We start from the raw sequence: 21,392 nt of genomic DNA on the forward strand, positions 1-21,392 counted from the left end.
AAATGTGAGATTTTCTATTGACAGTGATCTGAATAAGCTGATAAGATAACCAACAAATGATGTAACTTTTCAAAAAAATTGAAATACTTTCTCTTATCGAGAGTTGGGCGAGGGATTGGCCTTTTGACCCCAACAGCAACCGACCGTAATTCCATTGTGAAATGGGGCGCGTGATTTTTGCGCCGAGACGACTGTCTCATAAGGCACGGTGCTAATTCCATCAGACGTGATCTGAGAGATGAGAGAGGCTTACATTTTGAAGTTAAAGCCTCTTTCTCTCATGAGAAAGGGGCTTTTTTGTTACATCTCACTTAAAGGAGGAAACTTAATGACAACAATCAAAACTTCGAACCTCGGTTTTCCGAGAATCGGCTTGAACAGAGAATGGAAAAAAGCGCTTGAGGCTTATTGGAAAGGAAACACTGACAAAGAAACGTTTCTTAAAGAACTTGACGGTTTATTCTTATCAGCTGTCAAAACACAGCTTGACCAGCATATCGATATCGTGCCGGTCTCTGATTTCACCCATTATGACCATGTGCTTGATACAGCCGTCAGCTTTAACTGGATTCCGGAAAGATTCCGCAGCATCACGGATCCCGTTGATACATACTTTGCGATTGCCCGCGGTGTAAAAGACGCCGTTTCCAGTGAAATGACGAAATGGTTTAATACCAACTACCATTACATCGTTCCTGAATATGACGAAAGCATTGAATTCCGTCTGACGAGAAACAAACAGCTTGATGACTACCGCCGGATCAAAGAAGAATTCGGAGCGGAAACGAAACCTGTCATCGTCGGTCCGTACACATTCGTCACGCTTGCGAAAGGATACGAAGAATCAGAAGCGAAAGCGATTCAAAAACGCCTTGTTCCTCTTTATGTTCAGCTGCTGAAAGAGCTTGAAGCAGAAGGCGTCAAATGGGTTCAGATTGATGAGCCTGCCCTTGTGACAGCTTCTTCTGAAGACGTCCGTGCCGCCAAAGACCTCTATGAAGCGATCACAAAAGAGCTTTCAGGACTGAATGTTCTCCTGCAGACATACTTTGATTCGGTTGATGCATATGAAGAACTCGTTTCTTATCCCGTACAGGGAATCGGGCTTGACTTCGTGCATGATAAAGGCAGAAACCTTGAGCAGCTGAAAAAGCACGGCTTCCCGAAAGATAAAGTGCTGGCAGCCGGTGTGATCGACGGGCGCAACATTTGGAAAATCGATGTTGAAGAACGCCTTGATGCAGCTCTGGATATCCTCAGCCACGCTGACGTTGAGGAATTATGGATTCAGCCTTCAAGCAGCCTTCTGCACGTGCCGGTGGCAAAACACCCTGACGAGCACCTTGAAAAGGATTTGCTGAACGGCCTGTCATACGCTAAAGAAAAACTGGCGGAACTCGGCGTCTTAAAAGAAGGGCTTCTGTCCGGCAAAGCGGCCGTCAGTGAGCAGATCGAAGAGTCAAAAGCGGCACTTAAGGCTTTAAAAGCATTCGCAACAGGAGCGAACTCAGCTCAAAAAGAAGAGCTGAATCAGCTGACGGAAAAAGATTTCTCCCGTCCGGCAAGCTTTGAAGAACGATTGGCGCTGCAAAATGAATCACTCGGTCTTCCCCTTCTGCCGACGACGACAATCGGAAGCTTCCCTCAATCTGCCGAGGTGCGGAGCGCACGGCAAAAATGGCGGAAAAAAGATTGGACGGATGAACAGTACCAAGCCTTTATTAATGCGGAAACGAAGCGCTGGGTTGACATTCAGGAAGAAATCGGCTTAGACGTGCTCGTTCACGGAGAATTTGAGCGGACGGACATGGTGGAATACTTCGGTGAAAAACTGGCCGGATTCGCCTTTACGAAATATGCATGGGTGCAGTCTTACGGTTCACGCTGCGTACGTCCGCCTGTCATTTTCGGAGATGTCGAATTTATCAAACCGATGACGGTAAAAGATACGGTCTACGCCCAATCGCTGACGGAAAAACACATGAAAGGCATGCTGACGGGACCTGTCACCATCTTAAACTGGTCATTCCCGCGTGTGGATATTTCAAGAAAAGAAATCGCCTTCCAGATCGGGCTTGCCCTCAGAAAAGAAGTAAAAGCGCTTGAAGATGCCGGTATCCAAATTATCCAAGTGGATGAACCCGCGCTCCGCGAAGGACTGCCGTTAAAAACGCAGGATTGGGATGAATATTTAACTTGGGCCGCAGAAGCATTCCGGTTAACGACGTCTTCTGTGCAAAATGAGACGCAGATTCATACGCATATGTGTTACAGCAACTTTGAAGATATCGTAGATACGATCAATGATCTTGACGCGGATGTCATTACAATCGAACACAGCAGAAGCCACGGAGGATTTTTAGAATACTTGAAAGAACATCCTTACGTGAAAGGCCTCGGACTCGGTGTATACGACATTCACAGCCCGCGTGTGCCGGCAACTGAAGAAATCTATCAAATTATTGATGACGCGCTTGAAGTGTGTCCGACTGACCGCTTCTGGGTAAACCCGGACTGCGGACTGAAAACAAGACAGCAGGAAGAAACCGTTGCGGCATTAAAAAATATGGTCGACGCCGCGAAACAGGCACGAAAAAAACAAGCTCAGCTTGTATAATGAAAACAGCCATCCGCAAATCGCGGGTGGCTGTTTTTTCTGGGCGTGCTACTTATTCTTCAGCGCTTCTGCAAGTTCATATAATGAATCATGCTGCTTAATTTGATAGCCCCGCCCTTCTTTTTGCAAATACCCTTTTTGGCAGAATTGCGTCAGCACATGCAAGAGATGACGGTAAGATACACCCAAATAATCACAGACCGTTACGTGCTTCTCTTTATAAACCCCTTCATAAGCCGTCTGCAAAATAAAATCAGCAAGCCGGTTTTCAAGCGGGAACGCCAGACTTTGTGAATATTTCGAAGCCATAAGCGTTGCCTTAGCACTTAAAAACTTAGCCAACTCACGCAGGAATTTCGCATCCTGCAGCAATTGCGCGCGGCAGCGGTAAATAGGCAGAGCAAAACAAACAGTCTTCGCTGAGGCTTGAATTCCTTTTGTGTAATACACTTCATGTAATAGTTCCATCTCTCCGATGTAATCATTTTTGTTGATAAAATTAATTAAAGAAACTTTCCCGTTTTGATGGGTTACATATATTTTCGCTTTTCCTTCAATCACGTAAAACAGGAAGTCAGGCCTCCTGCCCTCTTGAATCATCCATTCGTCCCGCTCATATTCGTGCACTTCCATAAACTTTTCAGCGGGGAAAGAGAATAAATGCGCGATTGAGTGTTTTTCTAACTGATGCCGCTTTTTCTCGCCTTTATAAATTTCCATCGTCCACCCCAAAAATATGAGATATCTCATATTGTCTTTATGTCTTTACATGATAACATGCCAATTAAAGGAGGAACGGGAATGAAAGCATATCGCTGGATGAGTCTGCATTTTTTTAGTTTTTTTATGACATGGGGTGTTTTTCTGCCCTATTGGACGGGATGGATGGTGCATATAAAAGGGGTTTCCGTATCCGAAGCCAGTTTCATTATGAGCCTGGGCTTGGCGGCAAGAGGGATTTCCACATTATTTTTCTTCCCTTATTTATCAGGAAAATTCAGCAGCAAAGCCTTATTAAACGGCGCCAGAATCGGGACGCTTCTCGCACTTTTATGTTATATTCCCGCTGATTCTTTTCAAAGCCTGCTTCTTGTCACATTAGTGCTGCATGTGTTTTACCCTGCTTTAATGCCTGCTTTAGACAGCGCTTGCGGCGTCCTTGTACAGCATAACGAATTAAAGGCTTATGGGACAAGCCGCCAGTGGGGGTCCGCGGGTTTTGTTTCAGCCGGCGTCATCCTGTCCGTCTTTACAGGTATATTCGGAGATCAAGCGATTTTATGGGCACTGCTTTTGGGCACCCTGATATTCGCATGCCTCAGCTTTATGCATGCACCAGCTGTTCTTTCAAAACGGCCGGAAACAGACCGCGCAAGAAAAGAGGGTATGTTTGCCTTATTCCGCATCAAATATTTCGGTCTGGTGCTCGCAATCGTTATCTTACTGCAGGCGGCACATGCATCTTACTACAATTACGGTTATCTCTTTTTGCAGGAAATCGATGCGCCCGCATATGCCATCGGAATCATCATCAACATCGCCGTTATCGCGGAGATTATCTTCTTTGCAATCGCTGACCGATACTTTCATCAATTTACGGCAGGCTCTTTGCTCGCCTTGGCGGCGCTTGGTGCTACCGTACGCTGGATACTCGTATTTGCCTTTCCGCATGTCATCATTTTCTGTATTGCGCAGACGCTGCATGCCTGTTCATTCGCGATGGGACACTATGCATTTATGAAATACTTAATTAAGAATATTTCACCGGCGCAAATCCCGAAAGCCCAAGGCATATATTCAGCGCTTGCTCTCAGCTGGAGCACTGCGGTATTTACTATTTTCGGAGGTTTTTTATATGAAATTGAACCCCGGTATGCCTTTATCGGAATGATTGTTTGTACGATACCATCCATGCTTCTCGCCCTTTTATACAGAAAACTTGAAATGAAAAAGAGAGTTTTTGCAGGAAACGCTCAAGATATGTAGCCATCGCTTTATAGACGATCACATGTCCCGCTGTCATTTTGACCGATTTGCGAATGCTGTGCGATGTATTTTCTCTATATTTAAAGTATTTCCTTCATATATGATGAATTTAATGCGGGAATTCGTTCAGAAACTTGGACAGAGTCAGTGAATATACTGATACAGTACTGCTTACGCTTATTTCGGGGAACTTTGTTCGTAATAAAATGATTTTCAGCCAACTCATAAGGAGGGACATTGTGTCACAGCCTAATTTGCCTAATATCACCCCTGTCGTTACACTTTCCAGAGACGATACCATTAACCTTCTTCTTTCGTCAATTGCTATGGAAGAGCTGGGAATGGCACATATTCTGAATGCGGAAGGGGAAAAAATCCAATACGCGCTCGGAACGATTCCCGGATTAACAGGGCCCCCGTCAAGTCTTGCGGATATTCTGAACTTGAATGAGAGCGTCCGTGATACGCTTGACAGCTTAATGAAACAGGAGCTTCTTCTCGGTTCAAAATTGGACAGTATCTCAAATATCCCTACACTGGCGGGACCGACTGGTGCTACGGGGCCGACGGGACCAGCCGGCGGGCCCGCAGGACCGACGGGAGCAATCGGCCCGGCCGGAGCGACGGGGCCAACCGGACCGACCGGGCCGACGGGGGTCACCGGTGCGGGTCTTCAAGGGATTGTTGCTTTTAATCCGCTGATTGCTCCCACTTATACACCCGGACAGGTTGTCTTGTATAACGGAAGCTCCTATGTCGTGAACACAGCTTCGCCAGCAGGGATTCCGGATACGTCTGCCGATTATACGCTTTTAGCTGCCGCAGGATCAACCGGGCCGATCGGACCAACAGGCGCTACAGGAGCCGGATTGACAGGATTGACAGATTTTGATCCCGCTGCTGCGCCTTTTTATACAGCGGGGCAGGTTGTATTGTATGAGGGTGCTTCTTATCTCGTAAATATCAATAACCCTTCAGGCATTCCCGGGACATCGCCGGATTATACACTGCTTGCCGCCGCGGGGCCGACCGGGCCGACAGGGGTCACGGGCGCCGGACTGCAAGGCATCGTACCGTTTGATCCCCTCGCCGCCGCTGCCTATACCGCCGGACAGCCAGTTACTTTCAACGGCAGCTCTTACGTCGCAAACGTAAACAGCCCGGCGGGAACCCCTGGAGCCTCAGCTGACTATACACTTTTAGCTGCGGCGGGAATCACCGGCGCTACTGGCGTTACCGGACCGACCGGAAGCACCGGCGCTACTGGCGGCACCGGACCTACCGGGATCACCGGCGCTACTGGCGGCACCGGACCGACTGGATTTACCGGCGCTACTGGCGGCACCGGACCTACCGGAAGCACCGGCGCTACTGGCGGCACCGGACCTACCGGATTTACCGGTGCTACTGGCGTTACCGGACCGACCGGATTTACCGGCGCTACTGGCGTTACTGGACCGACCGGAAGCACCGGCGCTATTGGCGAAACCGGACCGACTGGAATTACCGGCGCTACTGGCGTTACCGGACCGACCGGAAGCACCGGCGCTACTGGCGGCACCGGACCGACTGGAATTACCGGAACAAGTCTGACAGCAACTTCCGGCTATGCAAGCAATACGGGCGGCGGTGTTGTCGCAGTTATTGTCGGCGGCACGACCATTTCTTTACCGAATGAACAAAACCTTTCGGCGGATATAACGGCTAATGCCGCAAATACCGTATTCACCGTTGCTCCGGCGGGACGTTACTATATCTCCTACCATATTAATTTAACGGCCGGCCTGCTTGTAAGTTCGCGTATTTTAATCAACGGCACTCCTCCTGCAAGTTCGATTATCGCCCCGGTCGCGTCTTTGGCAAACTTTAATAACTCCTTTATTGTGACTTTGCCAGCAGGCAGCACCATCCAGCTTCAGCTGTTCGGATTATTGGGTGCGGCCACATTGCTTGGAGGAAGCGTCGGTGCAGCTTTAAACATTATTCGATTATCTTAATGGAACATGCAAAAAAAAAGGATCAGGCGTTTGTCCGCTGATCCTTTTTTAATTGAGACAGAAGCTCTTGCGCGGGTTTAAATTGAGGATTGAACTTCACGGATTTTTTGGCGTAAGCGATGGCCGTCATATCATGGTTTAATTCAGCATGGCATTTTGCCATATAATAAAAAGCTCTGAAATCGGCGGCACCTTTTAAAATTAAGTGATCAGCGTTTTCTCCTTCAACCTGCGTTCCGTTTTCAAATGCTTTGATTGCCGCTCTGTACTTTTCCAAATGATATAATACAAGGCCTTTATAATAATGAAGATTGCTGTAATCAGGATATAGCTTGAGCACTTTTTCAATCCCTTGTTCGGCTTCTTCATACCGTTTGAGCTCAAGCAATATTGTATATTTCAAATAATACAGGAGAGACGGAGGCATTCGTTTTTCGCTTAAAAATTGAAAAATTGAGCCGTTGACAAGATGTAATGCTTTTTCATAGTCTTTTATTCTGTAGCATTCACTTGCCAAATGATAGACAAGCCACGGATCAGGATTTTCCTCTGAAAGCTCTTCATTTAAAATACTGATATTCCGTTTATGTTTTTGCTTGATCTTTTCTTCCTGCTCCAAGTAGCCGTAGTGATGAATCACACATGGGAGCGTGAAAAAAGCATTGTTTTCTTCCTCATTGGAAGCCGAGATATTCTCGTGAATTCTGCCTTGATACAGAAGGCCTTTATGATTGCGGAACAGTCTCGGCTGCATGCTTTCAAACGCTTCGTTTTCATCGAGCTGCTTCCCCGTATAATTGATGATTTTCAAAAGGCCCCGGCTCGGTAATCCGTCATGAAGCAGCGAAGTTAAAAAGCGGCCCGTCTCCTGATCGAGCTCTTCATCCGCGTCAAGCATTAAAATCCAATCCCCTTCGGCATGCTGCAGGGCGTAATTTCTGGCCTTTGCGAAATCATTCTCCCATTCGAAATCAAACACTCTTGCCTGAAAGCTTTTGCAGATATCTTTTGTATTATCTTGTGATCCGGTGTCTGCGATGACGATCTCATCAACGATGTCTTGTACACTTGATAAACAACGGGAGATGTATCTCTCCTCGTTTTTCACAATCATGCAAAGAGTCAGTTTACATTCAGCATTTCCGCTCATTTTCTCACCTTTCCCGATTTTGAAGTTGTTGATTGAACCAAGGCCGTTCAGGAGTGCCGTTCATCGTTATGATGACAGGCCGCACCCATCTGACGGCAGGTTCGGCAGTTGATTCTGCATCCCATTCCTGAAGCTGTCTGACAGCCCGCTTCGTAATGGGATGCGCCCGGAATTCGCGCGGGCTTTCAAAAATGAATTTTTTCGTTCGTTCCGTCACTGTCTTCATTTCATGAAAGTGCCGCTCATACATCTGCTTCTGCTCTTCTTCCAGGCTGACCATTAAAAACAGACGGCCGCCAGTTTCCATCTGCCAGCGGCACAATGCGGAGAACAGCCTGATTTCTTCTTTGTAATCTGAATCCCTTCTTTTATCCACGGTCACAGATAATATATTTAACAGCGCAATCGTGAGGCAATGCATGGCTTCAAAAGATGTCTGTTTCGCTTTTGAGATGCTTGGATACGGCATATGCTTCACCCGTCTCTTTTTTTATGAACGCTCCCCGCCTTTTTTCTTCCAACCGCAGTCCTCACAATCCCCGCACTCACAGCAGCCAATGCGGCCGTAAAACAGGCCGTCACACGGATCTTCAGGATGCGGATTCGGAAAGCACGGGTCGCATGGATCTTCCGGATCATCCGGATCACTGGGATCGTCCGGATTCCACGGGTCATCAGGATCGCCCGGATCACTCGGATTACTTGGGTCGTCCGGATTCCATGGGTCATCAGGATCGCCCGGATTACTCGGATTGCTTGGGTCGTCCGGGTCCATACAGGCTTCAGAATCCTGTAAGAAGATAATGTCCTCAAGCTTCGTCTGCAAAAGGAGTTGTGATTTCATGACGGTGCGCAGGAGCCGTTCAGTGCTTCTATTGATTGATGACAATTCCTCCAAGGAGGGATCGCCGGAAGCGCCGAGAAACATTTGAATCCTTTCCGCTTCCGCCTGCAGAATATGGGATAGTCCGATTTCTTCCATAGCCACGGATGAAAGAAGGAGGTTCAGGGTCTCACATCTGGAGAGTGTAATGTCGGGGGTGATGTTCGGTATGTTTGGAAGAGACATCGATTTCTCCCTCTTTTCTCTTGGTGTCATTATGCAAAAGTGCTATATCGTATTCTTATTCCGGGAGAGAAGAGATCATTACTGATGTTTTCGTTAATAAAATATCCCGGATATAAAATCCGGGATATTCGTTCGTTGATTTATTTTAATTCAAGTTTGACGTCTACATTTCCTCTTGTTGCTTTTGAATACGGACAGAACTCGTGAGCGGCGTGCACTAGCTTCTCCGCCGTTTCTTTGTCAAGATCTTTTGTATCAATGACGAGCGTTACGCCGATTTTGTAACCTCCGTCACTCTCATCTTTTAAAAGGCTGACCTGTCCTTCAATTTCAGAGGTCATGTCGATTTTTTGTTTTTGGGCGGCAAGCTCAAGCGCTCCCCCAAAGCAGGCAGCATACCCTGCCGCAAAGAGCTGTTCAGGGTTTGTGCCGGTTTCTCCGTCTTTTTTTGCATTCGGCATGATGATGTCAAAATCCAGCACCCCGTCGTCGGATTTAATATGTCCTGCTCGTCCGCCGACTGCGGTCGCTTTTGAAGTAAATAATGCCATTATTATCAGCCTCCTCATTGTACTTACTGTATATATTGCCCCTGCTCATATTTTTAAACATGAGGAATAGGAAATGGATCGTTTTTCGGCTACAATAGGGGTAACGTTAACAAACAAAGAGTTGGTGAAAGAAGTAATGGCAGAAAAAGATTTTGAACATATGAAACTTGAGAATCAGCTTTGTTTTTTGCTGTACGCAAGCTCAAGGGAAATGACGAAACGGTACAAACCGCTGCTTGATAAGCTCAACGTAACTTATCCCCAGTATTTGGCGCTGCTTTTATTATGGGAGCACGAAGAACTGAATGTGAAACGGATGGGTGAGCTTTTGTACCTGGATTCCGGAACGCTGACACCGATGCTGAAACGGATGGAGCAGCACGGAATCATCATGAGAAAGCGGTCGGCTGAAGACGAGCGATCCGTGACGATCAGGCTCACAGATGAAGGACGGGCCTTGCAGAAAACAGCGGCGGATATTCCCATTGCCATGCTGGAACAGACGGGACGGTCAAAAGAGGAATTAAAGCAGTTAAAGCAGTCGCTTTATGAGGTTTTGAATACGCTGCACGGCAAAAAATAAGGATGCCCCGAATGGGCATCCTTATTTTTATTCTGCTGCCAGAAGCTTCACTTCAATATTTCCCGCTGTCGCTTTTGAATACGGGCAGACACCGTGCGCTTTTTGAATAAGGGCTTCAAGCTCCTGTTTATCAATGCCGGATGCTTTGACCTCAAGCGTAACGCCTAGTTTATATCCTTGGTCTGCTTCATCTTTCAGCAGACTGACATGCGCAGTGACCTCTGTTTCAATACTCAGACGCTCTTTTCTCGCTACGAGCTGAAGAGCGCTGTCAAAGCAGGCTGAATATCCTGCGGCAAACAGCTGCTCAGGGTTTGTGGCATGTTCGAGCTTTTTTGCTCTTGGCGTTCCCGGCATGGCAACATCAAGATTCAGCACTCCGTCAGAAGACGTGACTTTCCCTTCACGTCCGCCGGCGGCTGATACGGTTGCAGTAAATAATGGTTTTGTCATGTGAATTCACCTCTATTATATTGTGTACAATTTAATATTACACAATATAATAGAAACCGTCAATCTTTCCGCATAAAAAAAGCCTACCCTTTTTGAAGGATAAGCTTAAAAGATTATACGCGGATTTGTCCGTTTCCTTTGATGATGATTTTTGTAGATGTTAACGCCGGAAGCCCCATTGGCCCTCTCGCGTGAAGCTTTTGCGTGCTGATGCCGATTTCGGCTCCGTATCCGAATTCAAAACCGTCCGTAAACCGGGTTGAAGCATTATGATACACGGCGGCGGCGTCAACGGCGGTCTGGAAGTAAGCCGCATGCTCGGCGTTCTCCGTCAGAATGGCTTCTGAATGGTTTGTGCCGTACTGCTGAATGTGGCGGACCGCCTCCTGTACGTCCTGCACCGTTTTCACACTGAGAATCGGCGCCAGGTACTCCGCTCCCCAATCGGCTTCTTCTGCTTGTTTCGCTTGAGGCTCCAGTCTGCAAATCACCTGGTCTCCTCGGAGCTCCACCCCTTTTTCTGTCAGCTGATTCAGCAGCTTTCGTCCGTGTTCTTCGGCCCATTTTTCATGAATCAAAAGAGATTCAATCGCGTTGCAGACCGAAGGACGCTGTGTTTTGGCATTGATGACGACCTCGCTTGCCATTTGAGGATCTGCTGACTCATCTATGTACACGTGGCAATTGCCCGCTCCGGTTTCTAAAACGGGTACGGTTGATTCCCTGACCACAAGATCAATTAAATTTTTACCGCCGCGCGGGATCAATACATCCAGCCCGCCATTTAATGTAAAGAGCTGTTTGGCGGTTTCTTTGCTTGTATCTTCTATGAGCTGAACGGCATCAATCGGAAGCTTTGACAGCCCCAGTGCGCGTTTCATCACACTGACAAGCGCTATGTTGCTGTGGATGGCGGAAGAACTTCCTCTGAGCACAACCGCGTTTCCGGTTTTCAGGCAGAGTGTGGCCGCGTCTACGGTAACGTTCGGTCTGGCCTCATAGATCATGCCCACTACTCCGAGGGGCACGCGGATTTTTTCAATAGATAATCCATTCTCTTTTTGAATGGTCTCCAGCGATTCACCGACGGGATCTTCAAGACCGATTAATAGTTCCACGGCGTCCGCGATATCGAGCAGGCGTTTTTCATCAAGAGTCAGCCTGTCAATAATGTCAGGTGTCAGTCCTCTGTTCCGTCCCGCTTCAATATCTTTCTGATTCTCTGTTAAAATCAGCCGGCGTTCATTTCTGAGTCCGTCTGCAATACATTGGAGCGCTTCGTTTTTTTCAGCCGTCGTTTTCATGACCATTTCGGCAGCCGCTTCTTTTGCCAAAGCCGCTTTTTGCAATACTTCACTCATTTGTGTTCCCCCTCGTCAAATAAATTCACCCAATCATCTCTGTGAATCACTTCCACCTGCTTCGTTCCTGAAAGCTGGTCGCTCCGCTTCCCTTTGGCTTCTAAAATTTCATCGGATGAGTACTGCGTCTGCCCTTTGCCGATAATGCCGCCGGGCCCTCTGACTTCCACTACGGCCCCTTTCGGAAAACTGCCGCAGACACCGGCGACGCCGGCCGGGAGGAGACTTGACCCGTTATGGATCATCGCCTGCTCCGCTCCCCCATCAATGATGATTTCCCCTGATATCGGAGAATGAAACATGATCCATTGCCGTGTATTATTCACTGAGGACAGGTCTTTATCGCCGATATAAGTGCCGTCGCCTTTTCCGTCTAAAATTCCCATCAGTTTTTCCCGTCCGGAGCCGGTTCCGATAAACACCTTCACCCCGAGCGACAATGCGGTCTGGGCGGCGAGAAGTTTTGACTTCATGCCTCCGGTGCCGACCTTTGAGCCTGCTGATCCGGCATATCCAAGCAATTCAGGTGTGATGTCATTCAGATAGTCGAACCGCTTTGCGTCCGGGTTTTCATTCGGATTGGCATCGTACAGCCCGTTAATGTCTGTGATAATCATTAATTGGTCTGCATGAATCAACCCGCTCACCAGCGCCGACAGCATGTCGTTATCACCAAACGTCAGCTCTTCGACTGATGTGGAATCATTCTCATTAATAATCGGCACGACGCCACGCTCCAACAGTTCCATTACAGTGGCATAGGCATTTCTGTACCGCTCTCTTTTTGAGAAATCATTTCTTGTTAATAAAATTTGTGCCGGTGTCAGACCGTATCTTTTTAAATGGTCCATATATTGCTGCATTAAAAGCGTCTGGCCGACTGCGGCAGCTGCCTGCTTTCCTTTTATCGTAACGGGTCGCGACGGATAGCCGAGAGCGGAAAAACCCGCTGCCACGGCGCCTGAGGTAATGAGGATCACTTCATGCCCGTTTTCTTTTAATAAAGAAATGGCTTCCGTATGTTCCTTGATTTTTGCTTCATCAATACTTCCGTTACTGTTGGTGAGCGAGCTGCTCCCGATTTTCACAACAATTCTTTGTTTTTTCATCATTTCTCCTCCGTGGCAATCAATCCAAACCGGCTCTGTCAATAAAAAAAGCCCATTCCGTCCTGAAAAATAAGGACGAAATGGGCTTTCCGTGGTACCACCTTGTTTGAACGCGTTTTTCACGCGTCCCGCTTTCCTGTAACGCCAGGTTATCGCGCCTGAGTTTTCCCCTCAGGACTCCAAGGCAGGTTCGGCAGGTTTCATGCGGCAAAATGTTTCAGCGGGTCATTTTGCTCTCTGTCACAGAAAGTTCTGCGTACTGATCCTCTTCAACGCTCAATGATTTTTTTATATTATGCAAAGAAAACAGGTTCTTGTCAAGACATTTTCATCCATAAAAAACAGTCCGCCTCCCCGCGGACCGTCATTAATTAAATACGATCGTTTTGTTTCCGTGAACGATGACGCGGTCTTCCAGATGCCATTTTACGGCTCTTGCCAACACGCTCCGCTCAATCGTTCTGCCGATATTCTTCAGATCCTCTGCGTGATCTCTGTGATCGACGCGTTCAATATCCTGTTCAATAATCGGCCCTTCGTCAAGATCGTCCGTCACATAGTGAGAAGTCGCGCCGATTAATTTCACTCCGCGCTCATAAGCCCGTTTATACGGATTAGCGCCGATAAAGGCCGGCAGAAATGAATGGTGGATGTTAATAATCCGATTCGGATGGGCAGATACAAAATCAGACGTCAAAATCTGCATGTATCGGGCAAGAACGATCACATCAATCTTATACTGCTCCAGCAGCTCAAGCTGGCGCCGCTCCACTTCGGCGCGGATGTCTTTGTTAGCTTTCATGTAATGGAACGGAATATTCAGCGGTTCGACCACTTCTTTGGCCTCTTCGTGGTTGCTGATGACGACCGCAATTTCGGCCATCATATTGCCGCTTTGCCATTCCCAAATCAGTTCATGAAGGCAGTGCAGCTCCTTCGATACAAAGATCGCCACTCGCTTCAGCTCACTTGCCAGAGACAGGCTCCATGTCATGCCGAATGTCTGGGCGATTGAGGCGAACGCCTGCTGTAAGTCCTCTTTTTTCTCACGAATGCCCTTACAGTCGAATTCGATCCTAAGAAAAAACCGTCCGCCTTCAGGGTCAGTCGTGTATTGATTTGATTCAATAATGTTTGCGCCATGTTCAAACAAAAACGCCGACACGGCCGATACAATTCCCGGCTGGTCGGGGCAGCTGACAAGCAGGCGCCCTTTTTCCTCATTCCCGCGGCGGTATTCTTTCAGCCGCTGTGTCATATATGAATTCATCTGTTTTAATCCCTCGTATCTTCATAATTCGTAACTTACTAATAGATTATACTGAAGATTTGATAAAAATCAATTTACGAAAGAATTTTCAGCCCTACGGCAGCGCATAAAATAAGCGCAATGAAAAAGATGCGCTTCGCATCCTTCTGCTCGCCGTAGAAAAGAATGCCGGCTAATGCGCCGCCCGCTGTGCCGATACCGGTCCAGATCGCATAGGCCGTGCCCATCGCGATCGTCTCCATCGCATAAGAAAGCAGGGAAAAAGAAGCCGCAAATCCGGCGATAATGAAAAGAATCCATTTGACTTTCTTTTCTTTTTGAAATTGATTCATTAAAATGACCCCGAGCATTTCACAAAGACCCGCGGCTATCAGGCTGATCCAATGCATTACGCCTTCTCCTCCTTCGTCTCAGGCTTATCCTGTGTGACCAGCTTTAATCCGATGACACCGATCAGCAAAACGCCGATCAGCACGATTTTCACCGGATCGGCCTGTTCTTTGAAAAGCAGGATTTCACTGAGCACGGTGCCCGCTGTCCCGAGTCCGGTAAAGACCGCGTATACCGTTCCTACGGGCAGGCTGTCTGTCGCCTTGATTAATAGATAAAAACTGATGATGATTCCCATAATCGTGCCGCTCCACGCCAGTGCTGAATCAGCATGTTTCAGGCCGGTGACCCATACCACTTCAAATACGGCCGCTATGACCACTAAACCCCATTTCATGTTCTTCACCCTTTCTGTATCCGGACAATACAAAAAAGCCCGGATAGTCGTCTCTCATGAGATTGACTCTCCCGGGCTTTTTTCCCTCCGTGTGCATATGCGGGATATGTCCGCATATGTGTTTTCTCTCGGACCAGGCCATGTATGAACATGCGGAACCCTAGAAAACATGTCTGTTCGTATCATACTACATTTCGCCGAAACGTTCAACGTCAGATGTGATGTCAAAAACCGTCAGCTGCCTCTCCCATTTGGTAACGGTCTCACCGGGCACCATGCCGATTTTTTCCGCGACACGGACGGAGGCAGCGTTTTCCGGATCAATCAGCGCCGCTATGCGTCCGTATTGCTGCATATGAAAACCGTAGTCCAGACAGGCGTTCGCCGCCTCTGTCGCATAGCCGCAGCCCCAGTGGCGGCGGGCAAACATATAGCCGATTTCCATCAAAGTGTTTCCGTTTACCGTCTGCGGAACGATTCCGCATTGACCGAGAAATGCGCCCGTCTCTTTATCCTCTCCGATCCAAAGACTGACGCCGTATCCTTTCGCCAATCGTTTGTTCCAGGCAATCCATTCCTTCGTTTCCCGTCTGCTTTTAAGAGAAGGATAATATTTCATGACCTCTCTGTCGGTAAACAGCCCGTACAAATTTTCTTCATCGTCATCCCGCATAGTCCGCAGACGGATACGCCCGGTTGTCAGGATGGTGCCGGAAGACTTATGTTCCATCATGCACGCCACGTCTCCTTTCCCTGTAATAGATTATGGATCCGGCAGGAAAAGTCCTTTCTCAGCATAAAAAAACCGCTTTTTTAAAAAGCGGTTTGACGATTACCAAGGTTTATCTGTTCCGAGCGCCTCGGCCAGGGCTTTGCTGTGTTTTAAGCGGTTTTTTCGTTCTCCGGCGCGCTGAACGGCCGTATTGTGAAGCATGACTTCTTCCTCGGTTTCCGGCACGATCCGCGGAACGGGTACCGATTTCCCGTTTGAATCAAGCGCGACAAAGGTCAGAAACGACGTTGCCGCAAGCTCGCGTTCGCCCGTCATCAGATGCTCTTTAATGACTTTGACAAACACCTCCATAGACGATGTGCCGACCCATGTGACGTAAGATTCAAGGCATACGGAATCCTGTTGGCCGATGGGGCGCAAAAAATCTACAGAATCCATTGAAGCCGTGACTGTTTCACACCGGCAGTGGCGGGCCGCGGAAATTGAAGCGATATCATCAATGTAGCTCATCAGCTTTCCGCCAAACAGCGTATTGTGATTATTCGTATCAAGCGGAAAAACCCTGCTTGTTTTAACAACCCTTGTTTCTTTGCAAAATCTTGATTCTGGCAACTTCATATTATTTAAACTCCCCTTTGGTGTCTGGTCGTTTTGACTCATTCATCTGTACCCTATTAAACAATACTTTGATCGTTTTGTCTAAAATTTTAAATATTAAGTTGGTTAGATATTCTCTCAGAAATGTTTCATTATTCATCACATCCGGGAATAATAAACGCACATTGAATACCGATAGGAGGATATCACATGGACGTATCCATTCCCAAATCCACGCGGAAACCGGCTTGCCGCAGTGAGTTTGATGCTTTGCAGACAGTCATCTTATGCCGGCCGGAACACATGGCCATCAAGGATATTATTAACGGAACGCAGAAACATTTCAAACAAGAAAATATTAACATACCCGTTGCCCTCAAACAGCATAGTGAGTTTATTGACATTTTAAGATCTCATCAGATTGAAGTCGTCCTGCTGCCTGCCGATCCCGCATTGCCTGAGCAGGTATTCACCCGGGATATCGGATTTGTATTAGGCGAGACGGCGTTTATTTCAAACATGGCGGCTTCAGTCCGGCAGGGAGAAGAAACAGTGTTTCAAGGCCTGCTTGACAATAAGAAAATCCCTTATACGCGACTGAAAAAAGCGAACATTGAAGGCGGCGACATCTTGATCGCAGACGGCACCGTTTACGCCGGGCTGAGCAAGCGCACGGATAAAGCGGCTGTCCGGGAGCTGCAGGAGGCGCTGCCGGAGATGACGGTTGTGCCGATCCCTCTCAAGGAGGATTTCTTACATTTGGACTGTGTATTTAATATGATCTCGGAAACGGAAGCGCTATACTGCAAAAATGGCTTGCGGCAGAAAGAAATTGATCTTCTCACCGAACGTTTTGAGATGATAGAAGTGCCTGAAGAAGAGCAATTCACGCTCGGCCCGAATATCCTGTCAATCGGCAATCAGACAATTATCAGCCTGCCGCAGCACCGTCATACGAACCGCGAGCTCAGAAAAAGAGGTTATACGGTCATTGAAACCGAGTTTTCCGAAATTATTAAATCAGGCGGTTCCTTCCGCTGCTGCACCTTGCCGCTTGTCAGAACATCTTAAACATTTACAAGGCAGTTTCCTTCAAGATACGTTAATATAGAGAAGACAAGACTCTAAAGGGGGAAACCGAATGGCTAAGTACATAGGATACGCGGGAACATATACAAAAGGCGGAAGCGAAGGCATTTATTGTTTTGAACTTGATACAGAAGCGAAACGGCTCAGCCGGCCGAAGCTGGCAGCAAAGCTCGGCAACCCGACATACGTCACTCCGAATTCTGATAACAGCATGCTGTATTCCATTGAAAAGACAGACGGAAAAGGCGGCGTCGCAGCCTATCAGATTCATCAGAACAGCGGGGAATTAACTTTTGTGAACCACCAGCTGATTGAAGGCCCGTCTCCATGCCACGTCAGCATTGATGATAAACATGAATATGTGTTAACCGCTAATTACCACAGCGGAAAAGTGCACGCCTTTCCCGTCAATGAGGACGGAAGTCTGCGGGAGCCGGCTGCCGAAGCCGCTCATACGGGAACAGGTCCTCATGAAAGACAAGAGAAACCGCATACCCATTTCGCAGGCTATACACCTGAGCATAACTACATTGCAGCCGTCGATTTAGGGACGGATACGCTTTATACTTACCAAATGAAAAACGGTTCGCTCACAGAGGTGAAAACTCACTCTTTCACACCGGGTTCAGGGCCGCGCCACATCGTTTTCCATCCGGCGGAAAAATATGCCTATGTCATGACGGAAATCAGTAATGAAGTCATCGCGCTTGAATACAACCCGACCTTAGGTGAATTCAGAGAGCTCCAGGTCATTTCCGCTTTGCCTGAAGGCTTTACGGACAAATCGCAAGGCAGTGCGATCCGCATATCTAAAGACGGCAGATTTCTTTATGCCGCCAACCGCGGACATGACAGCATCGCCATCTTTAAGATCAACCAATATTCCGGTGAATTGTCTCTTATTGAATGGGTGCCGACAGAAGGAAACTGGCCGCGTGATTTCGCGTTTGACCCTTCCGAGACATTCCTTGTCGCGTCAAACGAAGAAACGGGAAATCTGGTTTTGTTTGAACGTGATCCGGAAACAGGCAAATTGACTCTGCTTCAATCTGACATTCCGGTTCCGTATCCGGTCTGCGTGTCATTTCTGCATCAGGTTTAATCAAAAAAGAAAGCTGACTTTATATTGTCAGCTTTCTTTTTTGTATAAATGGCAGGCAACAAAACGCCCCGCCTTCACTTCTTCAAGCTCAGGCGTTATCTTACCGCAGAGCTCCATCGCTTCAGGACACCGCGTCCTGAATACACAGCCGCTCGGCGGGTTAAGGGGGCTCGGCAGCTCCCCTTTCAGAATAATCCGTTCACGCTTGTCCTCAAGAAGCGGATCAGGAATCGGGATTGAGGATAAAAGCGCCTTCGTATAAGGGTGAAGCGGTTCCCGGTAAAGCGCAGCGCTTTCTGTAATTTCCATCATGCGGCCCAAATACATCACGCCGATCCGGTCGCTGATATGCTTGACCATTGATAAATCGTGGGCGATAAATAAAAATGTCAGCCCTTTCTCTTTCTGAAGCCTTTTTAAAAGGTTGACGACCTGAGCCTGTACCGACACATCCAGCGCTGAAATCGGCTCATCCGCCACGATAAATTCGGGATGCAGAGAGAGCGCTCTGGCAATCCCGATTCTCTGCCTCTGTCCGCCGCTGAATTCGTGAGGATACCGGCTGCCGAAATCCGGATGGAGCCCGACAGCTTCAAGCAGTTCATCCGCCATCATCAGACGGGCTTTTCTTGTATTGTAAAGATTGTGGATTTCCATCGGCTCCATAATAATTTCCCTTACGGTCAGGCGCGGATTTAACGAGGCGTAAGGGTCTTGGAAAATCATCTGCAGCTTGCGGAAGAAGACCGACCGCTGTTCTGCCGCGGCACGGTGTATATCCGTCCCTTCATATGATACCGAACCGGCCGTCGGGTCATACAGACGGAGAATAACCCTTCCGAGCGTCGATTTACCGCATCCCGATTCTCCGACAAGTCCGAATGTTTCCCCTCTTTTAATGTGAAAACTGACACCGTCGACTGCTTTTACGGCTTTCTTTCTTCCTGCGTCAAAATGCATTTTCAGCCCGCTGACTTCAAGGAGCGGAGATGCCGTCATTTTCTATTCCCCCTTTTCGCTTATACAGCGGCGTACGGTGCATAATTCTTTTTGATAGACGGTTCCTTCCAAAGACAGCACTTCGATTGTTTTTCCCGTTTTCGGGGAGTGCAGCATTCGGCCGTCTCCCAGCGCCAAACCGACATGGTGGATCGCGCCTTTTCCTTCTTCATAGGCGAAAAACAAAAGGTCGGCCGGCCGGATATCGTTTACCGCCGCGCCGCACCCGGCTTTTGCTTGGTCCTTTGCATCACGGGGAAGGGTATAGCCGTTTGCTTTAAATATCGAATACATAAACCCGGAACAGTCAAACCCGAAACCGCTCAGTCCTCCCCATAAATACGGAAGCCCGAGAAACATCATGCCCGTTTCGATGACATCGGCCGCCCGTCCTTCCGTATGCCGGCACTCGTCTGCGTCAGCTTCATTTACGAACCTTTCTCCGAGGGGCGTCACCACCCGGAAAAAGCCTTTCTCACGTCCTGATGCCGGAAGACGCGTTAAGAAACTTACTTCCAAGTCCGGTTCGCCGTTTGTGTGATATAAAATAGCTGTCGGTTTGGTAATCCATACGGCGGGGGAAGATGTATGAAAGCCGTCTTTTGAAAGCTGGTTTTTTTTCATCCAGCCCGGATATCCGCGCGCGTCCTTGTTTGAAGGCTGGCCGGGAACGGCGACAAAAGCCCATTCCCCTTCCTCTTTGAGAATGATCACTTCTTCTCCGAAAAGCGCTTGCGTTTGGACAAGGTTGTCTGTGCATAATTGCAGCCGCTCTTCATATCCCATAGACACTAACCATTTTCTGATCTGCGGCGGGTTTTCGAGCATCGGCGCATCATCCGAACGGGGAGATGACGGCAGCGTCCATACGTTGGCTGCCGCCGCTGTAACGGCTGCTCTCATCTTTTCGCCTCCTCTTGTATCGACACACCGGTAATGCCGAGACCCGGTTCATCGGGAATCGTAATCTGACTGCCGCTGTATGTGATGCCGCCTTGAATCAAATCATCTTTCAGCATAAGCGGCGCATCAAAATCAAACCTTGTCACATTCCGTTTGCCCGCGGCAAAATGAGCCGCGGCGGTGATGCCGAGCTTGGTCTCAATCATGCTGCCGACCATGCATTCCACGCCGCACGTTTCGGCCATCGCATTGATTGTTTCCGCCTGCTTTATGCCGCCCGCTTTCATCAGCTTAATATTGATTAAATCGGCGCTTCTCGTCTGCAGCACGTGAAAGGCCTGACGGGGGGTAAAGACGCTCTCATCCGCCATAATCGGCGTGTCTACGGCATCTGTGACCTGCTTCAGCCCGGCGATATCGTCTTTATGAACAGGCTGCTCGACCAGCTCAATGCCCAGGCCGGCGTCTTCCATCTTTCGGATCGCAGTCACGGCTTCTTTCGGCGTCCATCCTTGGTTGGCGTCCAATCTCAGTTTGACGTTTCCGCCGACACGTGATCTGATCGCCTGAATCCGGGCAACATCGTCCGATATGTCACCTATGCCGACTTTTATTTTTAAAATATGAAATCCTTTGTTCACATAACGGTCTGCATCCCCCGCCATCTCCTCAGGAGAATTAACGCTGACGGTAAAATCTGTTTCCAGTGTATTCCGATAGCCGCCGAGAAGCCGGTAAAGCGGCTGTCCGTGCATTTGCGCCCATCCGTCATATACAGCCATATCTACCGCGGCTTTTGCGCTTTGATTTCTTTCCAACAGCCGGCTGATATCATACAGAACAGCTTCCGTGCCGAAAAGGCTCCGCCCCAAGAGAACGGGCTTCAGCACATCGTGGACGGCGCTTTCAATACCGGCCGTGCTGTCGCCTGTAATGACAACCGTCGGCGGCGCCTCCCCCCAGCCGGTCAGACCGTTGTCAAAAGTGAGCTTCACAATGACCGATTCAGCATTGTAAACCGTGCGCAAAGCGGTCTTAAACGGCTTTTTCAGCGGCACGGACATCCGTCCCGTTTGAATATCTGTAATCTTCACGC

Annotated in this window: 22 protein-coding genes, 2 riboswitches and 1 other annotated feature; of the genes, 6 read left to right on the top strand and 16 right to left on the bottom strand. The window is 48.3% G+C overall.

What is annotated here, in order from left to right; all coding sequences use genetic code 11:
- Positions 1-90 precede the first annotated feature (90 nt).
- Positions 91-245, top strand: a riboswitch (SAM riboswitch).
- 83 nt (positions 246-328) lie between these two features.
- Complete coding sequence (gene metE / locus ACNFN4_RS10330; protein ID WP_182072632.1) at positions 329-2,617, top strand: 5-methyltetrahydropteroyltriglutamate--homocysteine S-methyltransferase; 2,289 nt, start codon at positions 329-331, stop codon at positions 2,615-2,617.
- A 48-nt stretch (positions 2,618-2,665) separates the two neighbouring features.
- On the opposite strand, the gene yeiL is transcribed toward metE, so the two are convergent.
- Entirely contained in the window at positions 2,666-3,337 is a 672-nt protein-coding gene (gene yeiL / locus ACNFN4_RS10335; protein ID WP_053285017.1) for a transcriptional regulator YeiL, read from the bottom strand.
- 81 nt (positions 3,338-3,418) lie between these two features.
- Between yeiL and ACNFN4_RS10340 the strand changes: the two genes are divergently transcribed.
- Both ACNFN4_RS10340 and ACNFN4_RS10345 read left to right on the top strand, forming a co-directional pair.
- Positions 3,419-4,603: an MFS transporter gene (locus ACNFN4_RS10340; protein WP_014417553.1), complete on the top strand. Its 1,185-nt coding sequence runs from the start codon at positions 3,419-3,421 to the stop codon at positions 4,601-4,603.
- A 239-nt stretch (positions 4,604-4,842) separates the two neighbouring features.
- Positions 4,843-6,600, top strand: a complete 1,758-nt coding sequence (locus ACNFN4_RS10345) for a BclA C-terminal domain-containing protein (RefSeq protein WP_038851967.1) — start codon at positions 4,843-4,845, stop codon at positions 6,598-6,600.
- 22 nt (positions 6,601-6,622) lie between these two features.
- On the opposite strand, the gene ACNFN4_RS10350 is transcribed toward ACNFN4_RS10345, so the two are convergent.
- The 4 genes from ACNFN4_RS10350 to ACNFN4_RS10365 form a co-directional block, all read right to left on the bottom strand.
- The gene (locus ACNFN4_RS10350; protein WP_025649651.1) at positions 6,623-7,750 is read right to left on the bottom strand and encodes a glycosyltransferase; all 1,128 of its coding nucleotides are present in this window, start codon (positions 7,748-7,750) and stop codon (positions 6,623-6,625) included.
- A gap of 4 nt (positions 7,751-7,754) precedes the next feature.
- A complete protein-coding gene (locus ACNFN4_RS10355) occupies positions 7,755-8,219 on the bottom strand; it encodes a hypothetical protein (RefSeq protein WP_017417627.1) in 465 nt (154 codons plus the stop codon).
- Positions 8,220-8,240: 21 nt separating this feature from the next.
- Positions 8,241-8,819, bottom strand: coding sequence for a hypothetical protein (locus ACNFN4_RS10360; RefSeq protein ID WP_071181730.1), 579 nt, complete (start codon positions 8,817-8,819; stop codon positions 8,241-8,243).
- A gap of 140 nt (positions 8,820-8,959) precedes the next feature.
- Positions 8,960-9,370, bottom strand: coding sequence for an organic hydroperoxide resistance protein (locus tag ACNFN4_RS10365; RefSeq protein WP_022553455.1), 411 nt, complete (start codon positions 9,368-9,370; stop codon positions 8,960-8,962).
- Between the two features lie 73 nt (positions 9,371-9,443).
- Between ACNFN4_RS10365 and ACNFN4_RS10370 the strand changes: the two genes are divergently transcribed.
- The gene (locus tag ACNFN4_RS10370; protein ID WP_014417547.1) at positions 9,444-9,953 is read left to right on the top strand and encodes a MarR family winged helix-turn-helix transcriptional regulator; all 510 of its coding nucleotides are present in this window, start codon (positions 9,444-9,446) and stop codon (positions 9,951-9,953) included.
- Between the two features lie 27 nt (positions 9,954-9,980).
- On the opposite strand, the gene ACNFN4_RS10375 is transcribed toward ACNFN4_RS10370, so the two are convergent.
- The 8 genes from ACNFN4_RS10375 to ACNFN4_RS10410 form a co-directional block, all read right to left on the bottom strand.
- Positions 9,981-10,406, bottom strand: coding sequence for an organic hydroperoxide resistance protein (locus tag ACNFN4_RS10375; protein ID WP_007610880.1), 426 nt, complete (start codon positions 10,404-10,406; stop codon positions 9,981-9,983).
- Between the two features lie 113 nt (positions 10,407-10,519).
- Entirely contained in the window at positions 10,520-11,767 is a 1,248-nt protein-coding gene (proA, locus tag ACNFN4_RS10380; protein ID WP_029973060.1) for a glutamate-5-semialdehyde dehydrogenase, read from the bottom strand.
- Entirely contained in the window at positions 11,764-12,876 is a 1,113-nt protein-coding gene (gene proB / locus ACNFN4_RS10385) for a glutamate 5-kinase (RefSeq protein ID WP_448200150.1), read from the bottom strand. The genes proA and proB overlap by 4 nt, the downstream gene beginning before the upstream one ends.
- A gap of 68 nt (positions 12,877-12,944) precedes the next feature.
- Positions 12,945-13,158 (bottom strand) — a binding site (T-box leader).
- 85 nt (positions 13,159-13,243) lie between these two features.
- Positions 13,244-14,146 (bottom strand): formyltetrahydrofolate deformylase, encoded by a 903-nt coding sequence (gene purU / locus ACNFN4_RS10390; protein WP_003154764.1) that lies wholly within the window; start codon positions 14,144-14,146, stop codon positions 13,244-13,246.
- A gap of 74 nt (positions 14,147-14,220) precedes the next feature.
- Complete coding sequence (locus tag ACNFN4_RS10395) at positions 14,221-14,535, bottom strand: DMT family transporter (RefSeq protein WP_007407235.1); 315 nt, start codon at positions 14,533-14,535, stop codon at positions 14,221-14,223.
- Positions 14,535-14,873 (bottom strand): DMT family transporter, encoded by a 339-nt coding sequence (locus ACNFN4_RS10400; protein WP_053285021.1) that lies wholly within the window; start codon positions 14,871-14,873, stop codon positions 14,535-14,537. The genes ACNFN4_RS10395 and ACNFN4_RS10400 overlap by 1 nt, the downstream gene beginning before the upstream one ends.
- A 66-nt stretch (positions 14,874-14,939) precedes the next feature.
- Positions 14,940-15,048: riboswitch (guanidine-I (ykkC/yxkD leader) on the bottom strand.
- A gap of 12 nt (positions 15,049-15,060) precedes the next feature.
- Positions 15,061-15,606, bottom strand: a complete 546-nt coding sequence (locus tag ACNFN4_RS10405) for a GNAT family N-acetyltransferase (protein WP_053285022.1) — start codon at positions 15,604-15,606, stop codon at positions 15,061-15,063.
- 99 nt (positions 15,607-15,705) lie between these two features.
- Positions 15,706-16,224 carry an acyl-CoA thioesterase gene (locus ACNFN4_RS10410; protein WP_021493808.1) on the bottom strand — a complete coding sequence of 173 codons (519 nt, stop codon included), beginning with the start codon at positions 16,222-16,224 and terminating at the stop codon, positions 15,706-15,708.
- Between the two features lie 189 nt (positions 16,225-16,413).
- On the opposite strand from ACNFN4_RS10410, the gene ACNFN4_RS10415 reads away from it, so the two are divergent.
- Both ACNFN4_RS10415 and ACNFN4_RS10420 read left to right on the top strand, forming a co-directional pair.
- Complete coding sequence (locus ACNFN4_RS10415; RefSeq protein WP_179156007.1) at positions 16,414-17,274, top strand: dimethylarginine dimethylaminohydrolase family protein; 861 nt, start codon at positions 16,414-16,416, stop codon at positions 17,272-17,274.
- 70 nt (positions 17,275-17,344) lie between these two features.
- Positions 17,345-18,394 (top strand): lactonase family protein, encoded by a 1,050-nt coding sequence (locus ACNFN4_RS10420; protein WP_448200151.1) that lies wholly within the window; start codon positions 17,345-17,347, stop codon positions 18,392-18,394.
- A 27-nt stretch (positions 18,395-18,421) separates the two neighbouring features.
- Here the strand turns inward: ACNFN4_RS10420 and ACNFN4_RS10425 are convergent, their stop codons facing one another.
- From ACNFN4_RS10425 to ACNFN4_RS10435, 3 genes are read right to left on the bottom strand one after another with little or no spacing between them, the layout of a single operon-like run.
- Complete coding sequence (locus tag ACNFN4_RS10425) at positions 18,422-19,393, bottom strand: ABC transporter ATP-binding protein (RefSeq protein ID WP_007610864.1); 972 nt, start codon at positions 19,391-19,393, stop codon at positions 18,422-18,424.
- Between the two features lie 3 nt (positions 19,394-19,396).
- Complete coding sequence (locus ACNFN4_RS10430; RefSeq protein WP_232489561.1) at positions 19,397-20,296, bottom strand: C40 family peptidase; 900 nt, start codon at positions 20,294-20,296, stop codon at positions 19,397-19,399.
- Entirely contained in the window at positions 20,293-21,390 is a 1,098-nt protein-coding gene (locus tag ACNFN4_RS10435; RefSeq protein WP_115940858.1) for a mandelate racemase/muconate lactonizing enzyme family protein, read from the bottom strand. Before ACNFN4_RS10435 ends, ACNFN4_RS10430 begins: the two co-directional genes overlap by 4 nt.
- Positions 21,391-21,392: the final 2 nt, after the last annotated feature.

This window comes from Bacillus sp. N1(2025), assembly GCF_053470005.1.